Origin of the sequence: Mesorhizobium sp. M0317 (assembly GCF_040321555.1) — a bacterium.
Lineage (GTDB): Bacteria > Pseudomonadota > Alphaproteobacteria > Rhizobiales > Rhizobiaceae > Mesorhizobium.
Genome location: NZ_JAMYRV010000018.1, coordinates 1 through 18,799, shown reverse-complemented (window position 1 = coordinate 18,799; position 18,799 = coordinate 1). Strand labels below are relative to the sequence as shown.

Below are 18,799 nucleotides of genomic sequence, written 5' to 3'. Positions count from 1 at the left end.
TTCCTCTACCCCGTCGATCGGGGGAGAGGGGGCTCGGCGAAGCCGAGACGGAGTGGGGGTCGACCTGCCTCGGGCATCGATGGTTCAACCGGGACGATATTTGACGATATCAGACCGCGGCACCGCGCCCGTCGATCGACCAGGCCCCGGCGCCGGCCATGGCTAGCGCCAGGAATCCACCGGCGATGGCAATATCCTTCATCAGCATCTGCTGGTGCAGGAAGGTGAGCATCGGGTCATCGCCGCCCTGGCCGTAGTGGCCGATGGAGCCTGCAACGATGCAGAAAGCGGCAAGAAGTATCGCAACGACCGGCGTCTGAAAGCCGACCAGTATCAAGAGACCGGCAATCAACTCGAACAGCCCGGTGCCCCAGGCGGCAAGCGTCGGCAATGGCATGCCGAGGCCGGCGAAATAGCCGGTCGTCCCGGCAATGTCGGCGAGCGCGTGGTAGCCGGAGGGAACGAGCAGGGCGGCGAGCAGCAGCCGGGAAATCAGAAGCAATGCATCGCGGGGCATGGTCATCTCCGTTGTCTGTCCGCAGGCTGTTTCGAGACCGATCCTAGCAGGGATGGGGCGGGCGCGCGCTTGGGCAGACAACGAAAAAGCGGCGTGGAAAATTCCACGCCGCTTTTTTCAGGCTTGGGAGGGAAAGCTCAGCCGCGCTTGGCGTCGATCGAGTAGGCGCCAGGGCCCGAGGAAGCCAGCAGCAGGAAACCGCCGGTGATGGCGACGTTCTTCAGGAAATGGATCATCTGGTTCTGGTCGGCCCAGCCGGTATGGGCGACAAAGGCCGAGGCGATGGTGAAGACCGCGAGCACCCAGGCGGCGATGCGGGTCTGAAAGCCAACGAGCACGGCAAGGCCGCCGAGCAATTCGATCAGGCCGACGACAATGGCCGTTATGGTCGGCACCGGCAGGCCCATGGCGCCGAAATAGCCGGCGGTGCCGGAAATGGCGGTGAGCTTGCCGAAGCCGGAAAGCAGGAAGATGGCGGCGAGCAGGATGCGGCCGAGCAGGATGGTGGTGGAGCTGTTGGACGCGATGCCGGCGCCGGCAGCGGAAGTGTTGATGGACATGGTGGCTCTCCGAAAAGGGTTGATGTCCCGTCAGATAGACCAAGCCGACTGTTCACCAAAGCCGCCAGTCCGGCGACACATTGTTCACAGGACGTACATTTCGGGATCGTTCGACCGACGCAAAATTCTTGTCGCGGCCAGCAGCGGCGGGAGCAAATTGTCCCGCCACACAATTCGGATTTCTAGTTGACGCAATCCCCAAGAAGAGGGCTGCGCGCTTCCCGAGGAAACGCAAGGCACTTTCCCTGGAATCGCTTAACCCGGATGCGTCATGTCCTCCGGCCGCACCAGCCGGTCGTAGTCTGCCTCGCTGACCAGCCCAGTGGCCAGTGCTTCCTCGCGCAAGGTGGTGCCCTTCTTGTGCGCGGTCTTGGCGATCTTGGCGGCATTGTCGTACCCGATCGTCGGCGCCAGCGCGGTCACCAGCATCAGCGAGCGGTCGAGCGCGGCTTTGATGTTGTCTTCGCGAGCCTCGATGCCGACGACGCAATTGTCGGTGAAGGAGATCGAGCCGTCGGCCAACAACTGCACCGACTGCAGGAAGTTGTAGGCCATCAGCGGGTTGTAGACGTTGAGCTCGAAATGGCCCTGGCTGCCGGCGAAGGTCAGCGAGGCGTTGTTGCCGAACACCTGCACGCAGACCTGCGTCAGAGCCTCGCATTGGGTCGGGTTGACCTTGCCCGGCATGATCGAGGAACCCGGCTCGTTTTCCGGCAGCGACAGTTCGCCGAGGCCCGAGCGCGGGCCGGAGCCGAGGAAGCGGATGTCGTTGGCGATCTTGAAGAGGGCGGCGGCCGCCGCGTTGATGGCGCCATGCGAGAACACCATGGAATCGTGCGCGGCGAGCGCCTCGAACTTGTTCGGCGCGGTGACGAAGGCAATGCCGGTAATGTCGGCGATGCGCGCCGCCACCTTTTCCGCAAAGCCGACCGGCGCGTTGAGGCCGGTGCCGACGGCGGTGCCGCCCTGCGCCAGTTCCTGCAGGCCGGGCAGCGTCATCTCGATGCGCTTGATCGAAGAGGCCACCTGCGCGGCGTAGCCGGAAAATTCCTGACCCAGCGTGAGGGGTGTCGCGTCCTGCGTATGGGTGCGGCCGATCTTGATGATGTGGGCGAAGGCCTTCGTCTTGACCTCGAGCGCAGCGTGGAGATGCTTCAGCGCCGGCAGCAGATCGTGCACGATGCGCTCGGCGCACGCGATGTGCATGGCTGTCGGGTAGGTGTCGTTCGACGACTGGCTCATATTGACGTGGTCGTTAGGGTGCACCGGCTTCTTCGAGCCCATGACGCCGCCCAGAAGTTCGATCGCCCGGTTGGAGATCACCTCGTTGGCGTTCATGTTGGACTGCGTGCCCGAGCCGGTCTGCCAGACGACCAGCGGGAAATGATCGTTCAGCTTGCCGTCGATCACCTCTTGCGCCGCCTCGATGATCGCCTTGCCGACTGCCGGATCGAGCCGCATCAGCTCCATATTGGCTTCCGCCGCCGCTCGCTTGACGATGCCGAGCGCACGCACGATCGAGGCCGGCTGCTTTTCCCAGCCTATCCTGAAATTGCCGAGGGAACGCTGCGCCTGCGCGCCCCAGTAACGGTCGGCGGCAACCTCGATGGGGCCGAACGTGTCGGTTTCGGTTCTGGTCGTGGCAGCGGTCACTTGTCTCTCCGACGATCGAATTCGGCAACGGCGTATCGCGTTGCACAATGGCCTTCAAGCAGAGATTGCGGTCGGCAGGCAGTAAATCGGTTGAAGCAGTAGCGCCGCCCTTCGGGACTCCTGCACCCTCCACTTTCGTGTGAAGGAAATTGCTCCTCAGTCCGGCTTGATCCCATAAAGTGGACGGAAACTTGCGGATTTAGCTCGATAAGATCATGTCGAGCTGGCGGATTGCTCTACGCAAACTTCCCCCAGGATCAGCAATGCGCAATTCACGTCTACCTACGGCGTCTCACTGGCAACAGCAGCGATGAGGTAGCTTATGCACTTGTCCTTCTGTCCAGTTTCCCGACCAAAATCCGGCATCGCATCCGGATCGAGCTTCGGATCGCGAAGCCGAGAATTTCAAGTCCACCCTGGGAGCGCCTCCACATAGCCTCGGAGATCTCCAAGATGCATGGCGGCAAGGTCGAAGCCGTCTCGACGTCGCAAGAGACGCTCTTTGTCCTCCGTATTTTGCTGAAAGCGCGCCTGATCGCGGACCGTCAGTTCGGAACCTTTTTCCTCCAGCGGCGCAGCTTTGTCCTGAGATAGGATCTGTAGCCGAACGGAAGTGTTCGCCGTCCGGAAGGCGTGCTTGTCCGCGCCTCCAGACGCTGGCGCACGACGCTCATCAGTCTGCAGAACGCGGGTGTTTCCAATGATTGCACCCGTTTGACGAGATTGTCGGGCAATGGCTTTGAGCGCCAGTCGAAATAAGCCTCGTAGTCTTGCGGCGTTGCGATCAGGTGCTGGAGATAGGCTGCAAGATCGCTGGCGCTGGCGAAGGCACTGGCGTCAATAAAGGAGTGCTCCGGAACGAACTCGTCCACATTGGGAGCGCCAAGGTAGATCGGCACCGTGCCGGCCATGAACGCGTCATAGATTTTCTCGGTGACATAGTCGGCCTCGATCGAGTTCTCCATGGCCAGGCAGAATTTGTGCCGCGCAATGGTTTCAATCTTGGTCTTCGAGCCCAGATCGGGGCCAGAGACCGATCGGCTGTTGCGATATCGGCCATAAGAATCGATCTTGATGTGGCGCCCCAGTTCGTTCGCCAGATCGACACGGCCGCTATAATTCAGGCCGGCCGACTGGAAGAGTGCGACCGGCGCTTCTTCCGTTTTCGGTACGATTGGTCTGGCCAGCGCATCTTTCCACCACACCGCACGCGGAAGGTAGGGCACCCAGACATCGGACCGGGATTCATACGTCATGATGATATCGAAGTGCCGCATGGTTTTGAGGTCGGCAAGTCGCTTGTAGTTTTGGCCGCATTCCATCGACCAGGCGACCCAATATTGACCAGGGTATTTGTAGGCACCGCCAACTTCGCGAAAGTTCGGAATATGGAAGACGACTGCCGCGGCCTCGGAAATCCGTCGTTTGTCCAGTGTCCACCGCCCGGGTATTTCGCACTGTATCGACGCGATATCGACGGGTTTGCTGAAGAACGTTGTGTAGAAGAGGATCAGTGGATCGATAGACGGCATGGCACCACGAATGTCTGAAGCATTGCTCAATCTGCAGACAGACGCGGTATCGGAAGTTTGGTCAAGTGCTCCGCTTGTTCGAGGCAGAGGGCCGTCCAAACGGTCACCCCGCCGTATACCCGCCATCGATCGCGAAAATGCCGCCGCTGGTCCACGCCGCCTCATCGCTGGCGAGATAGACGGCGATGCCGGCAAGATCGCTGGTCTGGCCGATGCGGCCGAGCGGGTAGCTGCGCTCGACATAGGCTTTCAGCTCGGCCTGCGCTGCCGCCGGCAGGTTTTCGATCGACTTGCGCCGCATGGCGGTCTCGACCGTGCCGGGCGCAATCGCATTGACCCTGATGCCGCGCGGACCAAGCTCGAAGGCCAGCGACTTGGTCAGCGAATTCAGCGCGCCCTTGGACAAGGAATACAGGCTCGATGGCCGCTTCGGGATCATCTTGTTGGCGAAGTAGGACGAGATGTTGATGACCGAAGCGCCGGCGCCGAAATGCGGCAGCAGGCGCTGGGTGAGGAAGAACGCCGCCGTCACATTGAGCGCAAAGGATTGCTGGAATTGGTGCTCGGTGACGGTCTCGAAAGGCACCAGATAAGCGACGCCGGCATTGTTGACGAGGATGTCGAGTGGGCCGGTTGCTTTCGCGCGATCGACCACGGCATCGATGCCGGAAGAGGTCGAAAGATCGGCCGACTGGGTGCCGACGTTGCCCTCCGCCGCAAGTGTCTCGCGGGCGGTCTCGAGCTTGCTGGTGTCGCGACCGACGATCAGCACGTCGGCGCCCTCGCGCAAGAAAGCTTCCGATATCGCCAGGCCGATGCCGTCCGAGCCGCCGGTCACCAGTGCTCGTTTGCCAGAAAGTCTCATTGAAGGCCAAGTCGCATCGAATGCTCTCGCTGTTGCCCGCGTCACGAAGGCAATGCCGATCGGCGAGGGCGGTCAAGCCGCCGGCCTATCGCTCAGTATGAACTTCGGTTGGCCGCGTGCCGATCCGGTTACCGCAACAGCGACTGCGACGTCGGCGTCAGGCGCAAGGTTTCGGTCCGCCAGGTCACATCGGCCGCTTGCCATTGGGGCGAAGCGGCAACTGCGGCTTCGTAACTGGCATGCGCCTCGGGACTGTTGAAACCCGTCACCGCGATAAAGACGTTTTCGCTCAAGCGCACCGGCAGGCGGGGAAAGCTGTTTTCGGCGTGCTCGGTGATGAAGGCGCCAAGCAACCGTCCGCCGGCGCCGATAAGGACCGGAACGGCATCCGTTTCGAAATTGCCGGCGAAATCGGCTTCGGCGCCAGACCGCAGATGATGAATCTGGATGACAACAACACCGGTCAAGCCATCGTCTGCGCTCGGCTTTCCATCCGCCGGCATGGCGCCTCGCTGCGCGCCTGACAGATCGAAGCCGGCGCCTGGCCATGCCGCCTTCAAGAGCAGCACATCGTCAGAATCGATCATCGTCGCATTGGCGGCGTCGCGGTGCGCCGTCCACACCGGCCCGTCATAGAAGGCGGTGAGCGCCTGCTTCCGCGCTTCCATGCCATCGAAGCCGCGCAGCCAGACGAACATGTCGGGGCGGTCGAGGTCGCGGAACTGTCCGATGATGGTCATGCCGGCGTGTTCCTGGCCTTCGATGAACCGACTGTCGAAGATGTCGATCAGCGTCTCGCGCCGGCCCGGCTTCAGCGTGTACTGCCGCAACTCGACGACAGGCGAAGCGAGCAGGCTTGCCGTCGCAGGCGCATTCAGGGGTACGGTCATTGTTCGTCTCCAAAAAACAGGATGATCATCCGGTTTATAAAACAGACTGGTTGTCCTGTTTTGTCAATCTGCTATCGTTGGCAAATGTCAGCAGAGATTGCTCGGGCTCCGAAAGGGCCGCCGCGAAAACGCACCAACGATCCCGAAGGGCTGCGCAACAAGGTGCTCGATATCGCCGAAGCGTCGTTCCAGGCGCGTGGCTATCATGCATCCGCCCTTGGCGAGCTGATGACGACCGCAGGCGTCAGCGGCGGCGCGCTGCATCATCATTTCCCGACGAAGAAGGCGCTCGCTCTGGCGGTGATCGAGGAGCGCGTGGCAGCGGCCCTCGATGAAACCTGGATCAACCCTGTACGGGCGGCAGGCTCGGCGCGCGAAGGCGTGCGCGCGGTGTTCGAGGCGGTGGCGACCGAGCTTGAGCAGCAAGGCTTCGTGCGCGGCTGTCCGCTCAACAATCTGGCGCATGAACTGTCGCTCGCTGACCCGGATTTCCGCGCCGCTCTGGACGATATCTTTGCCGGATGGCGTCAGGCGGTTGCCGACAAGGTGCGAGCCGACCAGCAGTCGGGGAGGGAGCAGGGCACCGACCCCGAGCGCTTTGCGGCACTCGCCATCGCCGCCTATTCCGGCGCCATGTCGATGGCCAAGGCGGCACAGGATGCCAGCGTGCTGCGCGATTGCCTGGCCGAACTTCAGGGCAGCTCAACGCCGCCATTCCCGAGCAGAGCGAAGCGGCGTCGCAGGATCCTGCTGCGGCCGGGAAAACCTTGAGGCCGGAACTGCGCTGTTCTAGTTGGAAAGCGGCTTGATCGTCTCGTAACCGTTCACCGATTCCGCGCTGGTCCCTTCGTCGTAACGCCGGGCGAGAGACGCTTGCAGATCGGGAGCATAAAGCGCGGTGAATGTGTCCAGCGTTTCGCCGGCGCCGTTCTTGAAGGTCTCCGTGACGGCCAGCACGTTGTATTTGCAGCCGCCGACGCTGAACGTCTCCTTGCCCTTGACGACCAGGCTCAGTGTCTTGGTGCTCTTCGGCTGCTTGTTCGGCGACAACTCGACGAATTCGATCGTGCTCTTGGCTCCCGTCTTCAGCGGAAACAGTTTTCGCAGATCGGAAAACGGGATCGTCGCCACCCGTCCGGTATCGCTGTCGCGAAACACTTCGACCAGGCCTGCAAACAGGAACTGTGTCTGCGGTGATTGCGATTCGTAGGTGTTGGCGACGGACACCATGCCGCCGGCCACCGGCCGAAACTCGCTGCGGACGCCAGGCATTTCCAGAACGAAGCCGGCCTTGGCCGATTTTGCGTCGACACAATCGGCGGCATGCACCGCAGCCCCCGGCAGCAACCCAGCCAGCACCACGCCTATCGAAACGGCTCTCATGAAATCCTCCCCTCTGCTTGTATTTGCTGCGCGCCAGCATGACCCAAGAAATGCCAGAGCCTCAGTGCCGTGTCGACCTGCCATTCCTGGCAACTGGACGGTGGGGCGCCGGCTGTGCTGAATTTCAGGCATGAATCGCAAGCTCGTCCTCTCCCGTCGCAATTTCCTCGCACAGGCAGCCGGCCTTGCCATGGCTGGCATGCTGCCGCGCGCCGCGCTTGGCCAGACCGGCAAGCGCATCCAGCCCATCGACGCCACCTTTCTGTTCATCGCCGATGTCCATGCCTGCCGCATGTCGAGCGGCCTCAGCCCCAACTGCCTGGAGGAAGGCAAGACCGATGCCGCGCTGTTGCGCAATGTCGCTGTCCTCAATGGCTTGGCCGGCCGGCAATGGCCAGTCGAGATCGATGGCGTTGCAACCCGCCTGCGTTCGGCCGGCAGCCGCATCGATGCGCCGCTCGGCCTCGTTGTCGGCGGCGACATCACCGACGATGGCGGCGGCCAGATCACCGAGCCCAGCGAAGGCACGCAACTGTTGCAGTTCAGCCAGCGCTATCAACAAGGCGTCGGCCCGGACCGCGTGCACATGCCGGTCTATGTCGGCCTCGGCAACCACGATCTCGACCAGAACGGCTCGCCGCCCCATGTCGACTGGTATCGGCGTGAACTGCGCGACTATGTCGAGGTCAACCACCGCCCCGGCGTGTTCTTCAAGCCGCCGGTGCCGGCCACCGAATACGATGTCGACACCGACTGCTATTCCTGGGACTGGGGCGGCCTGCATCTCGTCCAGACCCACCGCTTTGCCGGCGACACCGGCCATGGCGCGGTGAGCAGCCTGCCGTGGCTGAAGCAGGATCTGGCGACCTACGCGGCGGATGGCCGTCCCGTCATCCTGTTCCAGCACTATGGCTGGGACGCTTTCTCGGTCGAGCGCTGGGACCCGGCCAAGCGCACCTATGACGATGACGGCGCAGGCGCGCCGCACTGGTGGAGCGAGGCCGACCGCCAGGCGCTGCTGGCGGCGCTGAAGGGCTACAATGTCATCGCCATCTTCCATGGCCATCAGCACGAAGTGCCTATGATCTACAAAAGCGATGGCCTCGACCTGTTCAAGCCGAAGGCCGCCTATATGGGCGGCTTCGCGCTGGTGAGGGTAACCGGGGACAGCATGGACGTACTGCTGGGCGAGGCGGCCGGCGACCAGGGCGAGGTCAAGTTCACCAGCGCCTTCAGCAAGAGCCTCAGCCTCTGACAAGAAAAAGGCGGCCTTGAGCCGCCCTCCTCATTGCCTGCGAGATCGGGTCAGAGCGCCTTTTTGATCTTGTCCTTCACGTCGCCATAGACCTTCTGCACCTTGCCGGCGGTCTTGTCGGCCGTGCCTTCGGCCTGGGTCTGCCTGTTGCCGGTCGCCTTGCCGCCGGCCTCCTTGACCGAGCCCTTGACCTGCTTGGCCACGCCGGCAACCTGATCCTTGTTCACCATCTTTGCATCTCCTGGGGTTTCCGGGGATTCCTTCGCAAGAGGCAAACGGGCCGGCTTGGCTTAGGTTCCCTGGGCGGCCGATCATCGTCGCATATGGTCGCTTATATGGTCGCCGAAACGCTTTGCCGCGTCGTATCATGTGACTAGTGTGACGAAATTTTGGGGAGACCGCCTTGGCTGAATTTACGCTCATCATCGCCAACAAGTGCTTTTCGTCCTGGTCGCTGAGGCCATGGGTGGCGATGAAGCATCTGGACATCCCTTTCGAGGAAGGTTTCGTGCGCCTGCGCACGCCCGAAACCTTTGCCGCTCTGGCGAAAGTCTCGCCCACCGGCCTTGTGCCAGTGTTGAATCACAATGGCAGGATTGTCTGGGAAACCCTTGCCATCCTTGAATATCTGGCCGACCTGTTTCCGGAGAAAAAGCTTTGGCCTCAGGATATCGGCGCCCGAGCGCTGGCCCGCTCGGTAGCGACCGAGATGCATTCCGGCTTTCGCGAGGTGCGCTATGGCTGGCCGATGAATTTGCGCCGGCCGAAGGCCCACAAGCCGCTCGACGCCGAAGGCGAAATGCAGCGCGCGCGCATCGAAACGATCTGGCGCCAGTGCCGGGAACAATACGGCAAAGGCGGCCCCTTCCTGTTCGGTCATTTCACCGCGGCCGATGCCATGTATGCACCTGTCGTCACCCGCTTCGACACCTATGGCGGCAAGCTCGCGCCCGACACGCGCGCCTACGTCGACGCCGTGTTGGCAACGCCGGCGATGCGGCACTGGTATGCGGAAGCAGCGAAGGAGACTTGGCCGGAACCCGGCCCGGACGAATAGGACCACTAATGACATCACGGTGAGTGACCGATGGCCAGCAATGATGGACCGCGTGAGACTACCGCGCCAACAATCTTCCACTGCCGGCTGATCCCGCCTCAGCCGGACTTCGCCTTCACCCTGACGGAGGAGGAGAGGGAGTTGATGGGCCGGCATGCCGACTATCTGCGCGGCAAGCTTGCCGAGGGCGCCATGATCCTGGCCGGGCCGGTCGCCGACCCGGCCGGCCCTTGGGGTCTGCTGATCCTGCGTGTCGGCAGCGAAGCCGAGGCAAGAGCGGTCACCGACGGCGATCCGGTGTCGAGCTCCGGCCGCGGTTTCCGCTACGAGATCCTGCCGCTGATCAGCGCGATCCTGTAGGCGAGCGTAAGTTTAAGGAAAAGTGTGCAAACGGTTTTCCCTTGGGAATTGTGTCAGACAACGGCACATACAAGAACGCCTCTCGCACCGTTTAATGTGCGGGAGGCGTCCTTTTGCCAGCATTACCGAGATTGCTCTCTGAATTGCTGACACCACGGAAATGCGCCGGCTTGCGATTGGTTCCGGGGCGTGAAATATTTTTTGGGAACGCCTTGCGCTCCGCCACCTCGTCAGTTGAGGCTTATGCCTCAGGCATCCTCAGGTTGAATTTGGGCTGCGGCCAAACCAGAAATTGACTCGGCGCTAAGAGAAGTCTATAAGAAATATGTCGATATTTGTTTGACCGACTTTTGTTATCCGCGCATGATGCGCGCCTTTGACGAACTTCCCCATCAAAAATCGAGACAAAACGCTGTTGTGCAGTCGCACGATGGTGAACGAATATTTGCCAGGGAAAGGGTTCTTCATGGCCACCGGCACAGTGAAATGGTTCAACGCCACCAAAGGTTTTGGTTTTATTCAGCCTGACGACGGCTCCGCCGACGTTTTCGTCCACATCTCGGCCGTAGAGCGCGCCGGCATGCGTGACATCGTCGAGGGCCAGAAGCTTGGCTACGAGATGACCCGCGACAACAAGTCGGGCAAGATGTCCGCCGACCAGTTGAAGGCGGCCTGATAAGGAATTCGGCCTTCCGGTGACCACGGATGTACTGGCACCGATGAAAGGCTGAAAGGAGCGCCTTGCGCATCCAACTGGATGCGCGGCGCTTTCATGGAAGGTCAGGCGGTGCCTGGCCTTTTTCATTTTGTGCGTCGTGCCGCTAAAAGTGCGCCGCACGCCGGCCGGAACGTGCTAAGGGACGCTCCAGCAATCTGAACCGCCCATACTGCCCCGCTGCCGTATTGCTTTGGTCGTAATCGAAGACCGCTCTCGCTCTATCGGCACCAGGCTCCCGACAGGAGAAAGTTTTGACCACTCAATCCAAGACCGCCGACCAGGCCGGCTCGCTGTTCAGCAAGACGCAAACCCAGTCGATGTCACTCAACCGCATCCTGTCCGAGCGTGATGCCGTCAGCGAGGCGCGCGAAGCCAAGACCGCGCGCTTGCGCGAACTGCGCAAGGAAAAGGAAGCCGACGAGATGGCAGCGGCCGCAGTCCTTGCGGCGCTGCCGAAGCGGGCAGGCAAACGCTGATGGCCACCAAGCGCGTACCGCCGACGCCGATCGATGCCGATGCGACCATAGCGTCCATGGTCCCGGGCCTGGACAAGCCGGTCGAATATGTCCGCCGTGTGCTGGAAAAGCTCGAGCGCTGCAAGCGCGCGCATGGCGATGCCCAGGTGCGCGTCGGCGTGCGCGGCCGTGCCGAAGCCCCGAACTATCTGGTCGAATATGTCCGCGAGGACAAAAGGACCCAGGAGCGCGTGACCTACCAGGATGCCGCCTATAGCGGCAGCACGCATCGCGAACTGGCGGCGCACCACATTGCCGAGGCGAGGAACTGGTCGCCCGAGGAAATGAACATCACAGCGGTCTCGGCGCTGATCGGCCGCTTGCGCAATCCGCGCGCACCATCATCCCGCTTTTCCGACGAGGACTGACATGGCCATAAAGTTTTCCACCAAGGACCAGCCGGCAGCGCCGGCTGCTGCCACTGCAAAGCAGGCCAAGCCCGCTGCCGCGCCGAAGGCCGCCGAACCGTCGGCAACCGATCTGTTCGAGGCGCCAGCCGCCACGCCCAAGGGCAAGGCAGGCAAGAAGAAATAGCGCCTTGCCGCACCAAGCCGATCGCAATCTCGCAGCACCTGGGCTGGTCGCGTTGGCCGCCAGGGATATCCGGTCGTCAAAACAGGACGACCAGCCGGTTTTCGATTGCCAGAGCTGCGGCGCCTGCTGTTCCTACTCGGCCGAATGGCCGCGCTTCTCGACCGAGGACGATGCGCAACTTGACCGGATTCCGGAAAAGTTCGTGTCCGCCGACCTGTCCGGGATGCGCTGCGAGGGCGTGCGCTGTTCGGCGCTTACGGGCGAGATCGGCAAGCACACGGCCTGCGGCATCTACGAGATCCGCCCGGACGTCTGCCACGCCTGCATGCCTGGCGGCGACGATTGCCTGATGGCGCGCAAGGCGCACGGGATGCCAACGATCTAGCCGACGCCCACCTTGCCTGATCCCACATCCCCCGATAGCTTCCACTACGGGCAGGGCGTTGGAGGAACCATGAGCATCGAATTCCTGTTGACGTCGCTGATCGTCGTGGCTTCGCCCGGCACCGGCGTTCTCTACACGCTGAGCGCCGGGCTTTCGCGAGGCACGCGCGCCTCGATCACTGCTGCATTCGGCTGCACGCTTGGCATCATCCCACATATGGCCGCCGCCATCACCGGCCTGGCGGCGCTGCTGCACACAAGTGCTGTCGCCTTCGAGACGCTGAAATATCTCGGCGTCGCCTATCTCCTCTACATGGCCTGGAACACGCTGAAGGAGAAGGGCGGCCTGAGCGTCGATGAAAACGCGGCACCCCGCTCGGCAGCCAAGGTCATCACCTCCGGCATCCTGATCAACATCCTGAACCCGAAGCTGTCGATCTTCTTCTTTGCCTTCCTGCCGCAATTCGTCAGCACGACCGAACCGAACGCATTTGCCAAGATGCTGGAGCTCTCGAGCGTCTTCATGCTGCTGACCTTCGTCGTCTTCGTCGCTTACGGCATCTTTGCCGCCTCGATCCGCAGCCATGTCGTGTCGCGGCCGATGGTGCTGACCTGGATGCGCCGCACCTTCGCCGGCGCCTTTGTCATGCTCGGCGCCAAGCTGGCGCTGGCTGATCGATAGAACAGGAGCTGCCAGGCCTCGGCCTACTCTTCGTCGGTTCCGGATCCGGTCCGGATGCCTAGACGCCAGGCCGAGGGCGGAAGGCCGATCATCTTCTTGAAGGCGCGGCTGAACGCTGCCTCGGATTCGTAGCCGATTTCAGCGGCGATGCTGGCCATGTTGCTGGAGCCGGCGCTGAGCAGCTCCGAGGCGATCTGCATGCGCCATTTGGCGAGATAATGCATTGGCGGCATGCCGACCAGCCTGGTGAAGCGTTCGGCGAGCACGCTGCGCGACAGCGCGGAGTCCTTCGCCAGCGCCTCCACCGTCCAGTTATGCGCCGGCCGGTCGTGGATCAGCGCCAGTGCCCTCGCCAGGTGCGGATCGCGCAGGCCAGCCAGCCATCCCGTGGTTTGTGGCGGCAGCGATTCCAAGTAGCGGCGCAACACGTCGACAAACATCAGTTCGCTCAGTTTGGTGAGCACCGTTTCACTGCCTGCGCGCTTTTGCGCCACCTCCGTGACAGCCAGGTTGATGAACTGGCTGAGCCAGCCGCCATCGCCTTTGGCATCTCCGGCCTTGATCACCGACGGCAAAGCCTCGAGCAGTGGATTGAAAGGCTGTGCATCACAGGCGAGATAGCCGCAAACCAGCCTGGCCGAGGCCGCGCCGTCGCCGGCGCAGTTGATGTAAACCGGCATCCGGCCGGCTGTTGCGATGTCGAGAACGTCGGCTGTCGGCGGATCGGCGCGCAACGCCGGATTGCTGGACATAATGTGCGGGTCGCTCCTGGTGAAGACGACGACTTCGCCGGCCTCCAGCGCGATCGCTTCCTGGCCGACGATGCGCGCGAAGCAGCGACCGGCCGTTACCACATGGTAGGAGATCAGATGGTCCGCACCGGGCAGGATCTTCGGCCGGATGGACGATGGCGCCGGCGAGCAGACGGCCCACGGCTCGTGGCCCTCAATGTCAAAAAACGTCGCGCCGGTAAGGCGTACCGTCCTCAACAGGTCAGACAGAGCATCCCCGGCCATTCCGTTTCGTCCCGCACCCGGCTAGCCGGTGAGCCATCCCTTTCGAGTTCCGGACGCGCTGTCAAGCGAGGCGGACGCCGTATCATTCAGTTCGCGGCCAGAACTCCTAAACCTGCACCGGTGCTCAAGCGCTGCCGAGAGTGGGCGCTGAGTGCTGTCGAAACCAACCAGGGACAAAAGTCATGACGGTACATAAGGGCGGGTGTTTTTGCGGCGCCGTGGAAATCGAAGTGCACGGAGCCGCCGAGGCAATGGGCTATTGCCATTGCGGTTCTTGTCGATCGTGGTCGGCGTCTCCCGTGAACGCATTCACGCTGTGGAAGCCTCAGAACGTCAAAGGTCACCGGGGGCGCGGAGTTCCTGTCCGGGTTCGAGAAGACCGAAATGAGCGATCGCCAGTTCTGCACGAAATGCGGTGGTCATCTGATGACCGTTCATCCGCCGCTCGGCCTGGTCGATGTCTATGCGGCAACGATACCAGGCGTGAAATTCACGCCTGGGGTTCACGTCAACTACGCTGAGACCGTGCTGCCGATGAAAGACGGGCTGCCCAAGCTCAGGGACTTTCCGGCTGAGCTCGGCGGCTCCGGCATCGCGGTGCCGGAATAAGGGCCCGGCCACTGCTCGCCATTTTTGACAACGACAATTCAAGACAGGAGATTGTTCATGGAAATCGCAACATTTCGCGCCACGCAGGAGCCGATCAAGGATCTCTATCGCAGGGATGCGAAGGCCGCGTTCCTCACCTTGAAGGCCAAAGGCGTCGCCGACGCGTCCACCGTCACCTGCCAGGTCGAGACCGGACGCGGGCTGGCGCTTGCCGGCATCCATCCGATGGCCGGGGGCAGCGGCCAGGAACTATGCTCCGGCGACATGCTGCTGGAGGCGCTGATCGCATGCGCCGGTGTCTCGATGCGCGCGGCGGCGGCCGTGCTCGAAATTCCGATCAGGTCCGCCGAAGTTTCCGCGGAAGGTGACGTTGATCTTCGCGGCACGCTCGGCGTGACTGCGGGTGTTCCAGTGGGCTTCAAGGAAATCCGCTTGCGGTTCGACATCGACACCGACGCTCCCCAAAGTCAGCTCGACCAACTGCTCGAACTCACGGATCGCTATTGCGTGATCTTCCAGACCATCCAGAACAGTCCCAGCACCACGGTGAAGCTGCACCGCGTCATCCAGTGACCAGAAAACCGGCCCGGAAACTCGACTTGAGCGAGATTCCGGGCTGGGAACGGTAGTGCCGTATCGGGCAACGCTTCTATCCCTTGACGTAACCCATCGCTCGACGATCAGCCCGTCCGCGACACGCATCAGGTTGACGCCGCGGATGGAGTTGCCGTCGGCCATGAAGTAGCGCCAGCGGATCGTCGCCCGTTCGCCGGCGACGAAGGTTTCCTCGAGGTCGAAGCGCGTGCCGGGCTGGGTGGCGATCGCCGACCATAGGTCAATGCACGCCTCTTTGCCGGCATGGCGGGCGCCGTCCGGCGCCGGCACGGTGTTTTCGATAACGCAATCCTGCGCCACCAACTCGGCAAGCGCGGACGGATCGTGCAGCTGGAACACATCGTTGAAGCGATGCATGATCTCGGCCGTCTGCCGGGACAAATCATTCCCGGCTGCGTCCATGATAAGCTCCTGTTTCATCATATTCTCCCGGTTTCATTGATCTTTGACGGCTTTGACCAGCACGGCCTTTAGGGTGATCTGAGGCACGCCGGCCAAGGCGCGCGAGACGAGGCAAGTCGCCTTGGCCGACTGCGCCAGGCGTTCGAACTCGTCTTCGGCGAGATCCGTGACCTCCGCCTCCGTTTCGAGCTCGATGCGGGTGATCGTCGGCCCGGCGGCGGTCGCGCCGAGATGCACCTTGGCGACGGTGCGGATGGTGCGGGCGACGTGGCCTTCCTGGCCGAGGATGAAGGTCAGCGCCATCGAGAAGCAGCCGGCATGTGCTGCCCCGATCAGCTCTTCGGGATTGGTGCCCGGACCGTTCTCGAACCGCGACGGAAAGGAATAGGCGCCTTCGAAGACGCCGCTGCCAAGCCGCAGACGGCCGCCGCCTTCCTTCAGCGTGCCTTGCCATTCTGCGGAAGCTTCACGGATGGTCATGGTCGTTCTCCTGGTTCGGGGTTGAAAAGCGGGCAATTGGGTCAGGCGCAGTCGATGACAACCTTCCCGAACACGTCGCCCTGCTGGAAGTGGCGGTACGCTTCGGGGGCTTCGGCAAAGGGGAAGACCCTGTCGACAACGGGCTTGAGGCGATGCTGCGACACGGCGCGCAGCATGGCCTCGAGATTGCTGCGGCTGCCGACGAACAGGCGGCTGATGGTGGCGAGGCTGCGCTGATAAAGCGCTGCCGGCATCTCGATCGATCTGCCACTGGCGTCCTGCAGCGTCAGCAGCACGATGTGTCCATAAAGCGTGCTGGCAATCAGCGACTGCGCGAAGGTGGCCGGGCCGCCGGTTTCGACGACGAGGTCGATGCCGCCTGTCTGCTCGCGCGCCCAGCCGCCCCATTCCGGTATGTCGGTGCTGGAGACAACGAGGTCGGCGCCCAGCGCCCGCAGCCTGTCGGCCTTCTCCGCGCGCGATGTGATGGCGACAACCCGGCAGCCGAGCAACTTGGCGAACTGCAGAGCAAACAGCGAAACGCCACCCGAACCGATGGTGAGAACCCATTGACCAGGCTTCGGAATCCGGGTCCCGGTCACCGCGTTCCAGGCCGTCACGCCGGCGCAGGTCAGCGTCGCCGCTTCGTGCCAGCTCAGATGATCGGGCAGTCGCGCCGCCCATTGTTCGTCGAGCACGGCAAACTCAGTCAGCATGCCGTCAAGCGTACAGCCGAGCTGGTCGATCAGACCGGCATTGATGCGGCCATCGATCCAGCGGGCGAAGTAGCTGCCGGTGACGCGGTCGCCGACGGCAAAACGGGTGACGGCATCGCCGATTGCGACGACGTCACCGGCTCCGTCGCTCAGCGGCACGATGCCTTGCCGCGCCGGCAAGGGATAGGTGCCGCCAAGGATCATCGTGTCGCGCCGATTGAGCGAGGCGGCGCGGACTCGCACCACGATCTCATGCGGTTTCGGTTCCGTCCGCGCCTCGTCGCGCATCGCCAGGGATTCGGTTCCACCAAACCCTTCGAGACGGTAGCTGCGCATGTCACTCTCCTTAATAGTATATAGACTGATCCACATATTATATAGACCGATTGTCATATTCTTGGCAAGGCCTATAATGCGTCACTGCTGACAGAGGTTGACATGGCCAACGACACCCGCACCCGCATACTCGAGACCACAGGCCTGTTGCTCAGGCAGCGCGGCTATCACGGCACCTCGCTCAACGACATTCTGGGCGCCAGCGGGGCGCCGCGCGGCTCGCTCTATTTTCATTTCCCAGGCGGCAAGGACCAACTGGTCATCGAGGTGACGCGCAACAGCGTTGCCGACGTCACGAAAAGGCTGGGCGAAGCACTGGCAGCCGAGAGCGATCCTGCAGTGGCCGTCCATCACATCTACCAGTCGGTCGGGCGCATGCTGGAGGACAATGATTTTTCGCTGGGTTGCCCCATCGCGCCGGTGGTGCTGGATTCACCCACCGATGTGCCGGAACTGGCGGAACTCTGCCGATCGGCTTTCGAGCAATGGATCGGCTTGCTGCGACAGGCCTTTGTCAGGGCAGGAGTGCCCGAACGCCGGGCGCATGCCCTGGCACTGCTGGTCGAATCCTCGCTGGAAGGGCTGATGGTGATTGCGAGGGCCACCCGCGATCGTGGCCCGGTGCTGGTGGTGGCCGACGAGGTGGCGGCGCTTGTCGAGCAGGCGGTGCTTGCAGGCAAGGTTGCGCGGCAGGCGGACAGCGCCGCCTAAGCATCCGCTTTCCAAAACAAAAAGGGCGCCTCTCGGCGCCCTTTCCGTATGCATAAGCCAGATAGCTTGGATTAGAAATCCATGCCGCCCATGCCGCCCATGCCGCCGCCGCCCATGCCGCCAGGCATGCCGCCGCCAGCAGACTCCTTCTTGGGAGCCTCCGCGATCATGGCTTCGGTGGTGACGAGCAGGCCGGCGACCGAAGCCGCGTCCTGGAGAGCGGTACGAACGACCTTGACCGGGTCGACGATGCCCATGGCGATCATGTCGCCATACTCGCCGGTCTGGGCGTTGTAGCCGTAGGTCGCGCCCTTGTTGTCGAGGATCTTGCCGGCAACGATCGAAGCTTCAGCACCTGCGTTCGAAGCGATCTGACGGGCCGGAGCCTGCAGTGCACGACGAACGATGTTGATGCCGGCAGCCTGGTCGGCATTGACGCCGGTGACCTTGATGTTGGCCGAAGCGCGCAGCAGTGCGACGCCGCCGCCTGCAACGATGCCTTCTTCCACGGCCGCGCGGGTCGCGTTGAGGGCGTCATCGACGCGGTCCTTCTTTTCCTTGACTTCGACTTCCGTCGCGCCGCCGACACGGATCACCGCAACGCCGCCGGCGAGCTTCGCCAGACGTTCCTGCAGCTTCTCCTTGTCGTAGTCCGACGTGGTCTCTTCGATCTGCTGCTTGATCTGGGCAACGCGGCCCTGGATCTCGGCCTTCTTGCCGGCGCCGTCGACGATGGTGGTGTTCTCCTTGGAGATCGACACCTTCTTGGCGCGGCCGAGCATGTTGAGGCCGACGTTCTCGAGCTTGATGCCGAGGTCTTCCGAGATGACCTGGCCACCGGTCAGGATGGCGATGTCTTCCAGCATGGCCTTGCGGCGATCACCGAAGCCCGGCGCCTTGACGGCGGCGATCTTCAGGCCGCCACGCAGCTTGTTGACGACCAGCGTGGCCAGAGCCTCGCCTTCGACGTCTTCCGAGATGATGAGCAGCGGCTTGGAGGTCTGCACGA

At 62.5% G+C, this 18,799-nt stretch carries 24 protein-coding genes and 2 pseudogenes; 13 read left to right on the top strand and 13 right to left on the bottom strand.

Annotated features, from left to right (window positions below; genetic code table 11):
* Nucleotides 1-109 precede the first annotated feature (109 nt).
* The 6 genes from NKI88_RS14815 to NKI88_RS14790 form a co-directional block, all read right to left on the bottom strand.
* Nucleotides 110-517 (bottom strand): DoxX family protein, encoded by a 408-nt coding sequence (locus tag NKI88_RS14815; protein WP_023715186.1) that lies wholly within the window; start codon nucleotides 515-517, stop codon nucleotides 110-112.
* Nucleotides 518-654: 137 nt separating this feature from the next.
* Nucleotides 655-1,077: a DoxX family protein gene (locus tag NKI88_RS14810; RefSeq protein WP_023671490.1), complete on the bottom strand. Its 423-nt coding sequence runs from the start codon at nucleotides 1,075-1,077 to the stop codon at nucleotides 655-657.
* Nucleotides 1,078-1,332: 255 nt separating this feature from the next.
* Complete coding sequence (gene fumC, locus NKI88_RS14805) at nucleotides 1,333-2,730, bottom strand: class II fumarate hydratase (RefSeq protein ID WP_352655861.1); 1,398 nt, start codon at nucleotides 2,728-2,730, stop codon at nucleotides 1,333-1,335.
* 545 nt (nucleotides 2,731-3,275) lie between these two features.
* Nucleotides 3,276-4,262 (bottom strand): glycosyltransferase family 10 domain-containing protein, encoded by a 987-nt coding sequence (locus NKI88_RS14800; RefSeq protein WP_352655859.1) that lies wholly within the window; start codon nucleotides 4,260-4,262, stop codon nucleotides 3,276-3,278.
* 103 nt (nucleotides 4,263-4,365) lie between these two features.
* Entirely contained in the window at nucleotides 4,366-5,127 is a 762-nt protein-coding gene (locus NKI88_RS14795; protein WP_023747763.1) for an SDR family NAD(P)-dependent oxidoreductase, read from the bottom strand.
* Between the two features lie 128 nt (nucleotides 5,128-5,255).
* Entirely contained in the window at nucleotides 5,256-6,017 is a 762-nt protein-coding gene (locus NKI88_RS14790; protein WP_352445852.1) for an NIPSNAP family protein, read from the bottom strand.
* An 84-nt stretch (nucleotides 6,018-6,101) separates the two neighbouring features.
* Here NKI88_RS14790 and NKI88_RS14785 point away from each other — a divergent pair, with 84 nt between their 5' ends.
* Entirely contained in the window at nucleotides 6,102-6,788 is a 687-nt protein-coding gene (locus NKI88_RS14785) for a TetR/AcrR family transcriptional regulator (protein ID WP_023689911.1), read from the top strand.
* Nucleotides 6,789-6,806: 18 nt separating this feature from the next.
* Here NKI88_RS14785 and NKI88_RS14780 read toward each other — a convergent pair whose 3' ends face one another.
* Nucleotides 6,807-7,400: a hypothetical protein gene (locus NKI88_RS14780; protein ID WP_023727888.1), complete on the bottom strand. Its 594-nt coding sequence runs from the start codon at nucleotides 7,398-7,400 to the stop codon at nucleotides 6,807-6,809.
* A gap of 130 nt (nucleotides 7,401-7,530) precedes the next feature.
* Here NKI88_RS14780 and NKI88_RS14775 point away from each other — a divergent pair, with 130 nt between their 5' ends.
* A complete protein-coding gene (locus tag NKI88_RS14775) occupies nucleotides 7,531-8,655 on the top strand; it encodes a metallophosphoesterase (RefSeq protein WP_352655856.1) in 1,125 nt (374 codons plus the stop codon).
* Between the two features lie 50 nt (nucleotides 8,656-8,705).
* On the opposite strand, the gene NKI88_RS14770 is transcribed toward NKI88_RS14775, so the two are convergent.
* The gene (locus tag NKI88_RS14770) at nucleotides 8,706-8,885 is read right to left on the bottom strand and encodes a CsbD family protein (RefSeq protein WP_023671498.1); all 180 of its coding nucleotides are present in this window, start codon (nucleotides 8,883-8,885) and stop codon (nucleotides 8,706-8,708) included.
* Nucleotides 8,886-9,058: 173 nt separating this feature from the next.
* Here NKI88_RS14770 and NKI88_RS14765 point away from each other — a divergent pair, with 173 nt between their 5' ends.
* The 8 genes from NKI88_RS14765 to NKI88_RS14730 all read left to right on the top strand — a co-directional run bounded on the left by NKI88_RS14765 (nucleotide 9,059) and on the right by NKI88_RS14730 (nucleotide 12,905).
* The gene (locus tag NKI88_RS14765; protein WP_352655854.1) at nucleotides 9,059-9,712 is read left to right on the top strand and encodes a glutathione S-transferase family protein; all 654 of its coding nucleotides are present in this window, start codon (nucleotides 9,059-9,061) and stop codon (nucleotides 9,710-9,712) included.
* Nucleotides 9,713-9,742: 30 nt separating this feature from the next.
* Nucleotides 9,743-10,072: a YciI family protein gene (locus NKI88_RS14760; protein WP_352655852.1), complete on the top strand. Its 330-nt coding sequence runs from the start codon at nucleotides 9,743-9,745 to the stop codon at nucleotides 10,070-10,072.
* A 466-nt stretch (nucleotides 10,073-10,538) separates the two neighbouring features.
* A complete protein-coding gene (locus NKI88_RS14755; protein ID WP_023671502.1) occupies nucleotides 10,539-10,748 on the top strand; it encodes a cold-shock protein in 210 nt (69 codons plus the stop codon).
* Nucleotides 10,749-11,041: 293 nt separating this feature from the next.
* Nucleotides 11,042-11,266 (top strand): hypothetical protein, encoded by a 225-nt coding sequence (locus tag NKI88_RS14750; RefSeq protein ID WP_352655850.1) that lies wholly within the window; start codon nucleotides 11,042-11,044, stop codon nucleotides 11,264-11,266.
* The gene (locus NKI88_RS14745) at nucleotides 11,266-11,673 is read left to right on the top strand and encodes a hypothetical protein (protein WP_023814785.1); all 408 of its coding nucleotides are present in this window, start codon (nucleotides 11,266-11,268) and stop codon (nucleotides 11,671-11,673) included. The genes NKI88_RS14750 and NKI88_RS14745 overlap by 1 nt, the downstream gene beginning before the upstream one ends.
* 1 nt (nucleotide 11,674) lies before the next feature.
* Nucleotides 11,675-11,839 (top strand): hypothetical protein, encoded by a 165-nt coding sequence (locus NKI88_RS14740; protein WP_023671505.1) that lies wholly within the window; start codon nucleotides 11,675-11,677, stop codon nucleotides 11,837-11,839.
* A 52-nt stretch (nucleotides 11,840-11,891) separates the two neighbouring features.
* Nucleotides 11,892-12,224, top strand: a complete 333-nt coding sequence (locus NKI88_RS14735) for a YkgJ family cysteine cluster protein (protein ID WP_023671506.1) — start codon at nucleotides 11,892-11,894, stop codon at nucleotides 12,222-12,224.
* Between the two features lie 69 nt (nucleotides 12,225-12,293).
* Nucleotides 12,294-12,905: a LysE family translocator gene (locus tag NKI88_RS14730; protein WP_352520956.1), complete on the top strand. Its 612-nt coding sequence runs from the start codon at nucleotides 12,294-12,296 to the stop codon at nucleotides 12,903-12,905.
* A 23-nt stretch (nucleotides 12,906-12,928) separates the two neighbouring features.
* On the opposite strand, the gene NKI88_RS14725 is transcribed toward NKI88_RS14730, so the two are convergent.
* Entirely contained in the window at nucleotides 12,929-13,921 is a 993-nt protein-coding gene (locus NKI88_RS14725; RefSeq protein ID WP_352655848.1) for an AraC family transcriptional regulator, read from the bottom strand.
* A gap of 182 nt (nucleotides 13,922-14,103) precedes the next feature.
* Between NKI88_RS14725 and NKI88_RS14720 the strand changes: the two are divergent.
* Both NKI88_RS14720 and NKI88_RS14715 read left to right on the top strand, forming a co-directional pair.
* Nucleotides 14,104-14,530: pseudogene (locus NKI88_RS14720) on the top strand (GFA family protein).
* Nucleotides 14,531-14,587: 57 nt separating this feature from the next.
* Nucleotides 14,588-15,103: an OsmC family protein gene (locus tag NKI88_RS14715; RefSeq protein WP_023684308.1), complete on the top strand. Its 516-nt coding sequence runs from the start codon at nucleotides 14,588-14,590 to the stop codon at nucleotides 15,101-15,103.
* 150 nt (nucleotides 15,104-15,253) lie between these two features.
* Here NKI88_RS14715 and NKI88_RS14710 read toward each other — a convergent pair.
* The 3 genes and pseudogenes from NKI88_RS14710 to NKI88_RS14700 form a co-directional block, all read right to left on the bottom strand.
* Nucleotides 15,254-15,502 (bottom strand): annotated as a pseudogene (locus tag NKI88_RS14710) (nuclear transport factor 2 family protein); the annotation flags it as partial.
* Between the two features lie 78 nt (nucleotides 15,503-15,580).
* Nucleotides 15,581-16,027, bottom strand: coding sequence for an OsmC family peroxiredoxin (locus NKI88_RS14705; protein WP_023689922.1), 447 nt, complete (start codon nucleotides 16,025-16,027; stop codon nucleotides 15,581-15,583).
* A gap of 41 nt (nucleotides 16,028-16,068) precedes the next feature.
* Complete coding sequence (locus NKI88_RS14700) at nucleotides 16,069-17,079, bottom strand: zinc-dependent alcohol dehydrogenase family protein (protein ID WP_023689923.1); 1,011 nt, start codon at nucleotides 17,077-17,079, stop codon at nucleotides 16,069-16,071.
* A gap of 102 nt (nucleotides 17,080-17,181) precedes the next feature.
* Here NKI88_RS14700 and NKI88_RS14695 point away from each other — a divergent pair, with 102 nt between their 5' ends.
* Nucleotides 17,182-17,790 (top strand): TetR/AcrR family transcriptional regulator, encoded by a 609-nt coding sequence (locus NKI88_RS14695; protein ID WP_023697706.1) that lies wholly within the window; start codon nucleotides 17,182-17,184, stop codon nucleotides 17,788-17,790.
* Nucleotides 17,791-17,861: 71 nt separating this feature from the next.
* Here the strand turns inward: NKI88_RS14695 and groEL are convergent.
* Nucleotides 17,862-18,799 (bottom strand): chaperonin GroEL (groEL, locus tag NKI88_RS14690; RefSeq protein WP_352655845.1); only part of this gene is annotated, 938 nt, incomplete at its 5' end.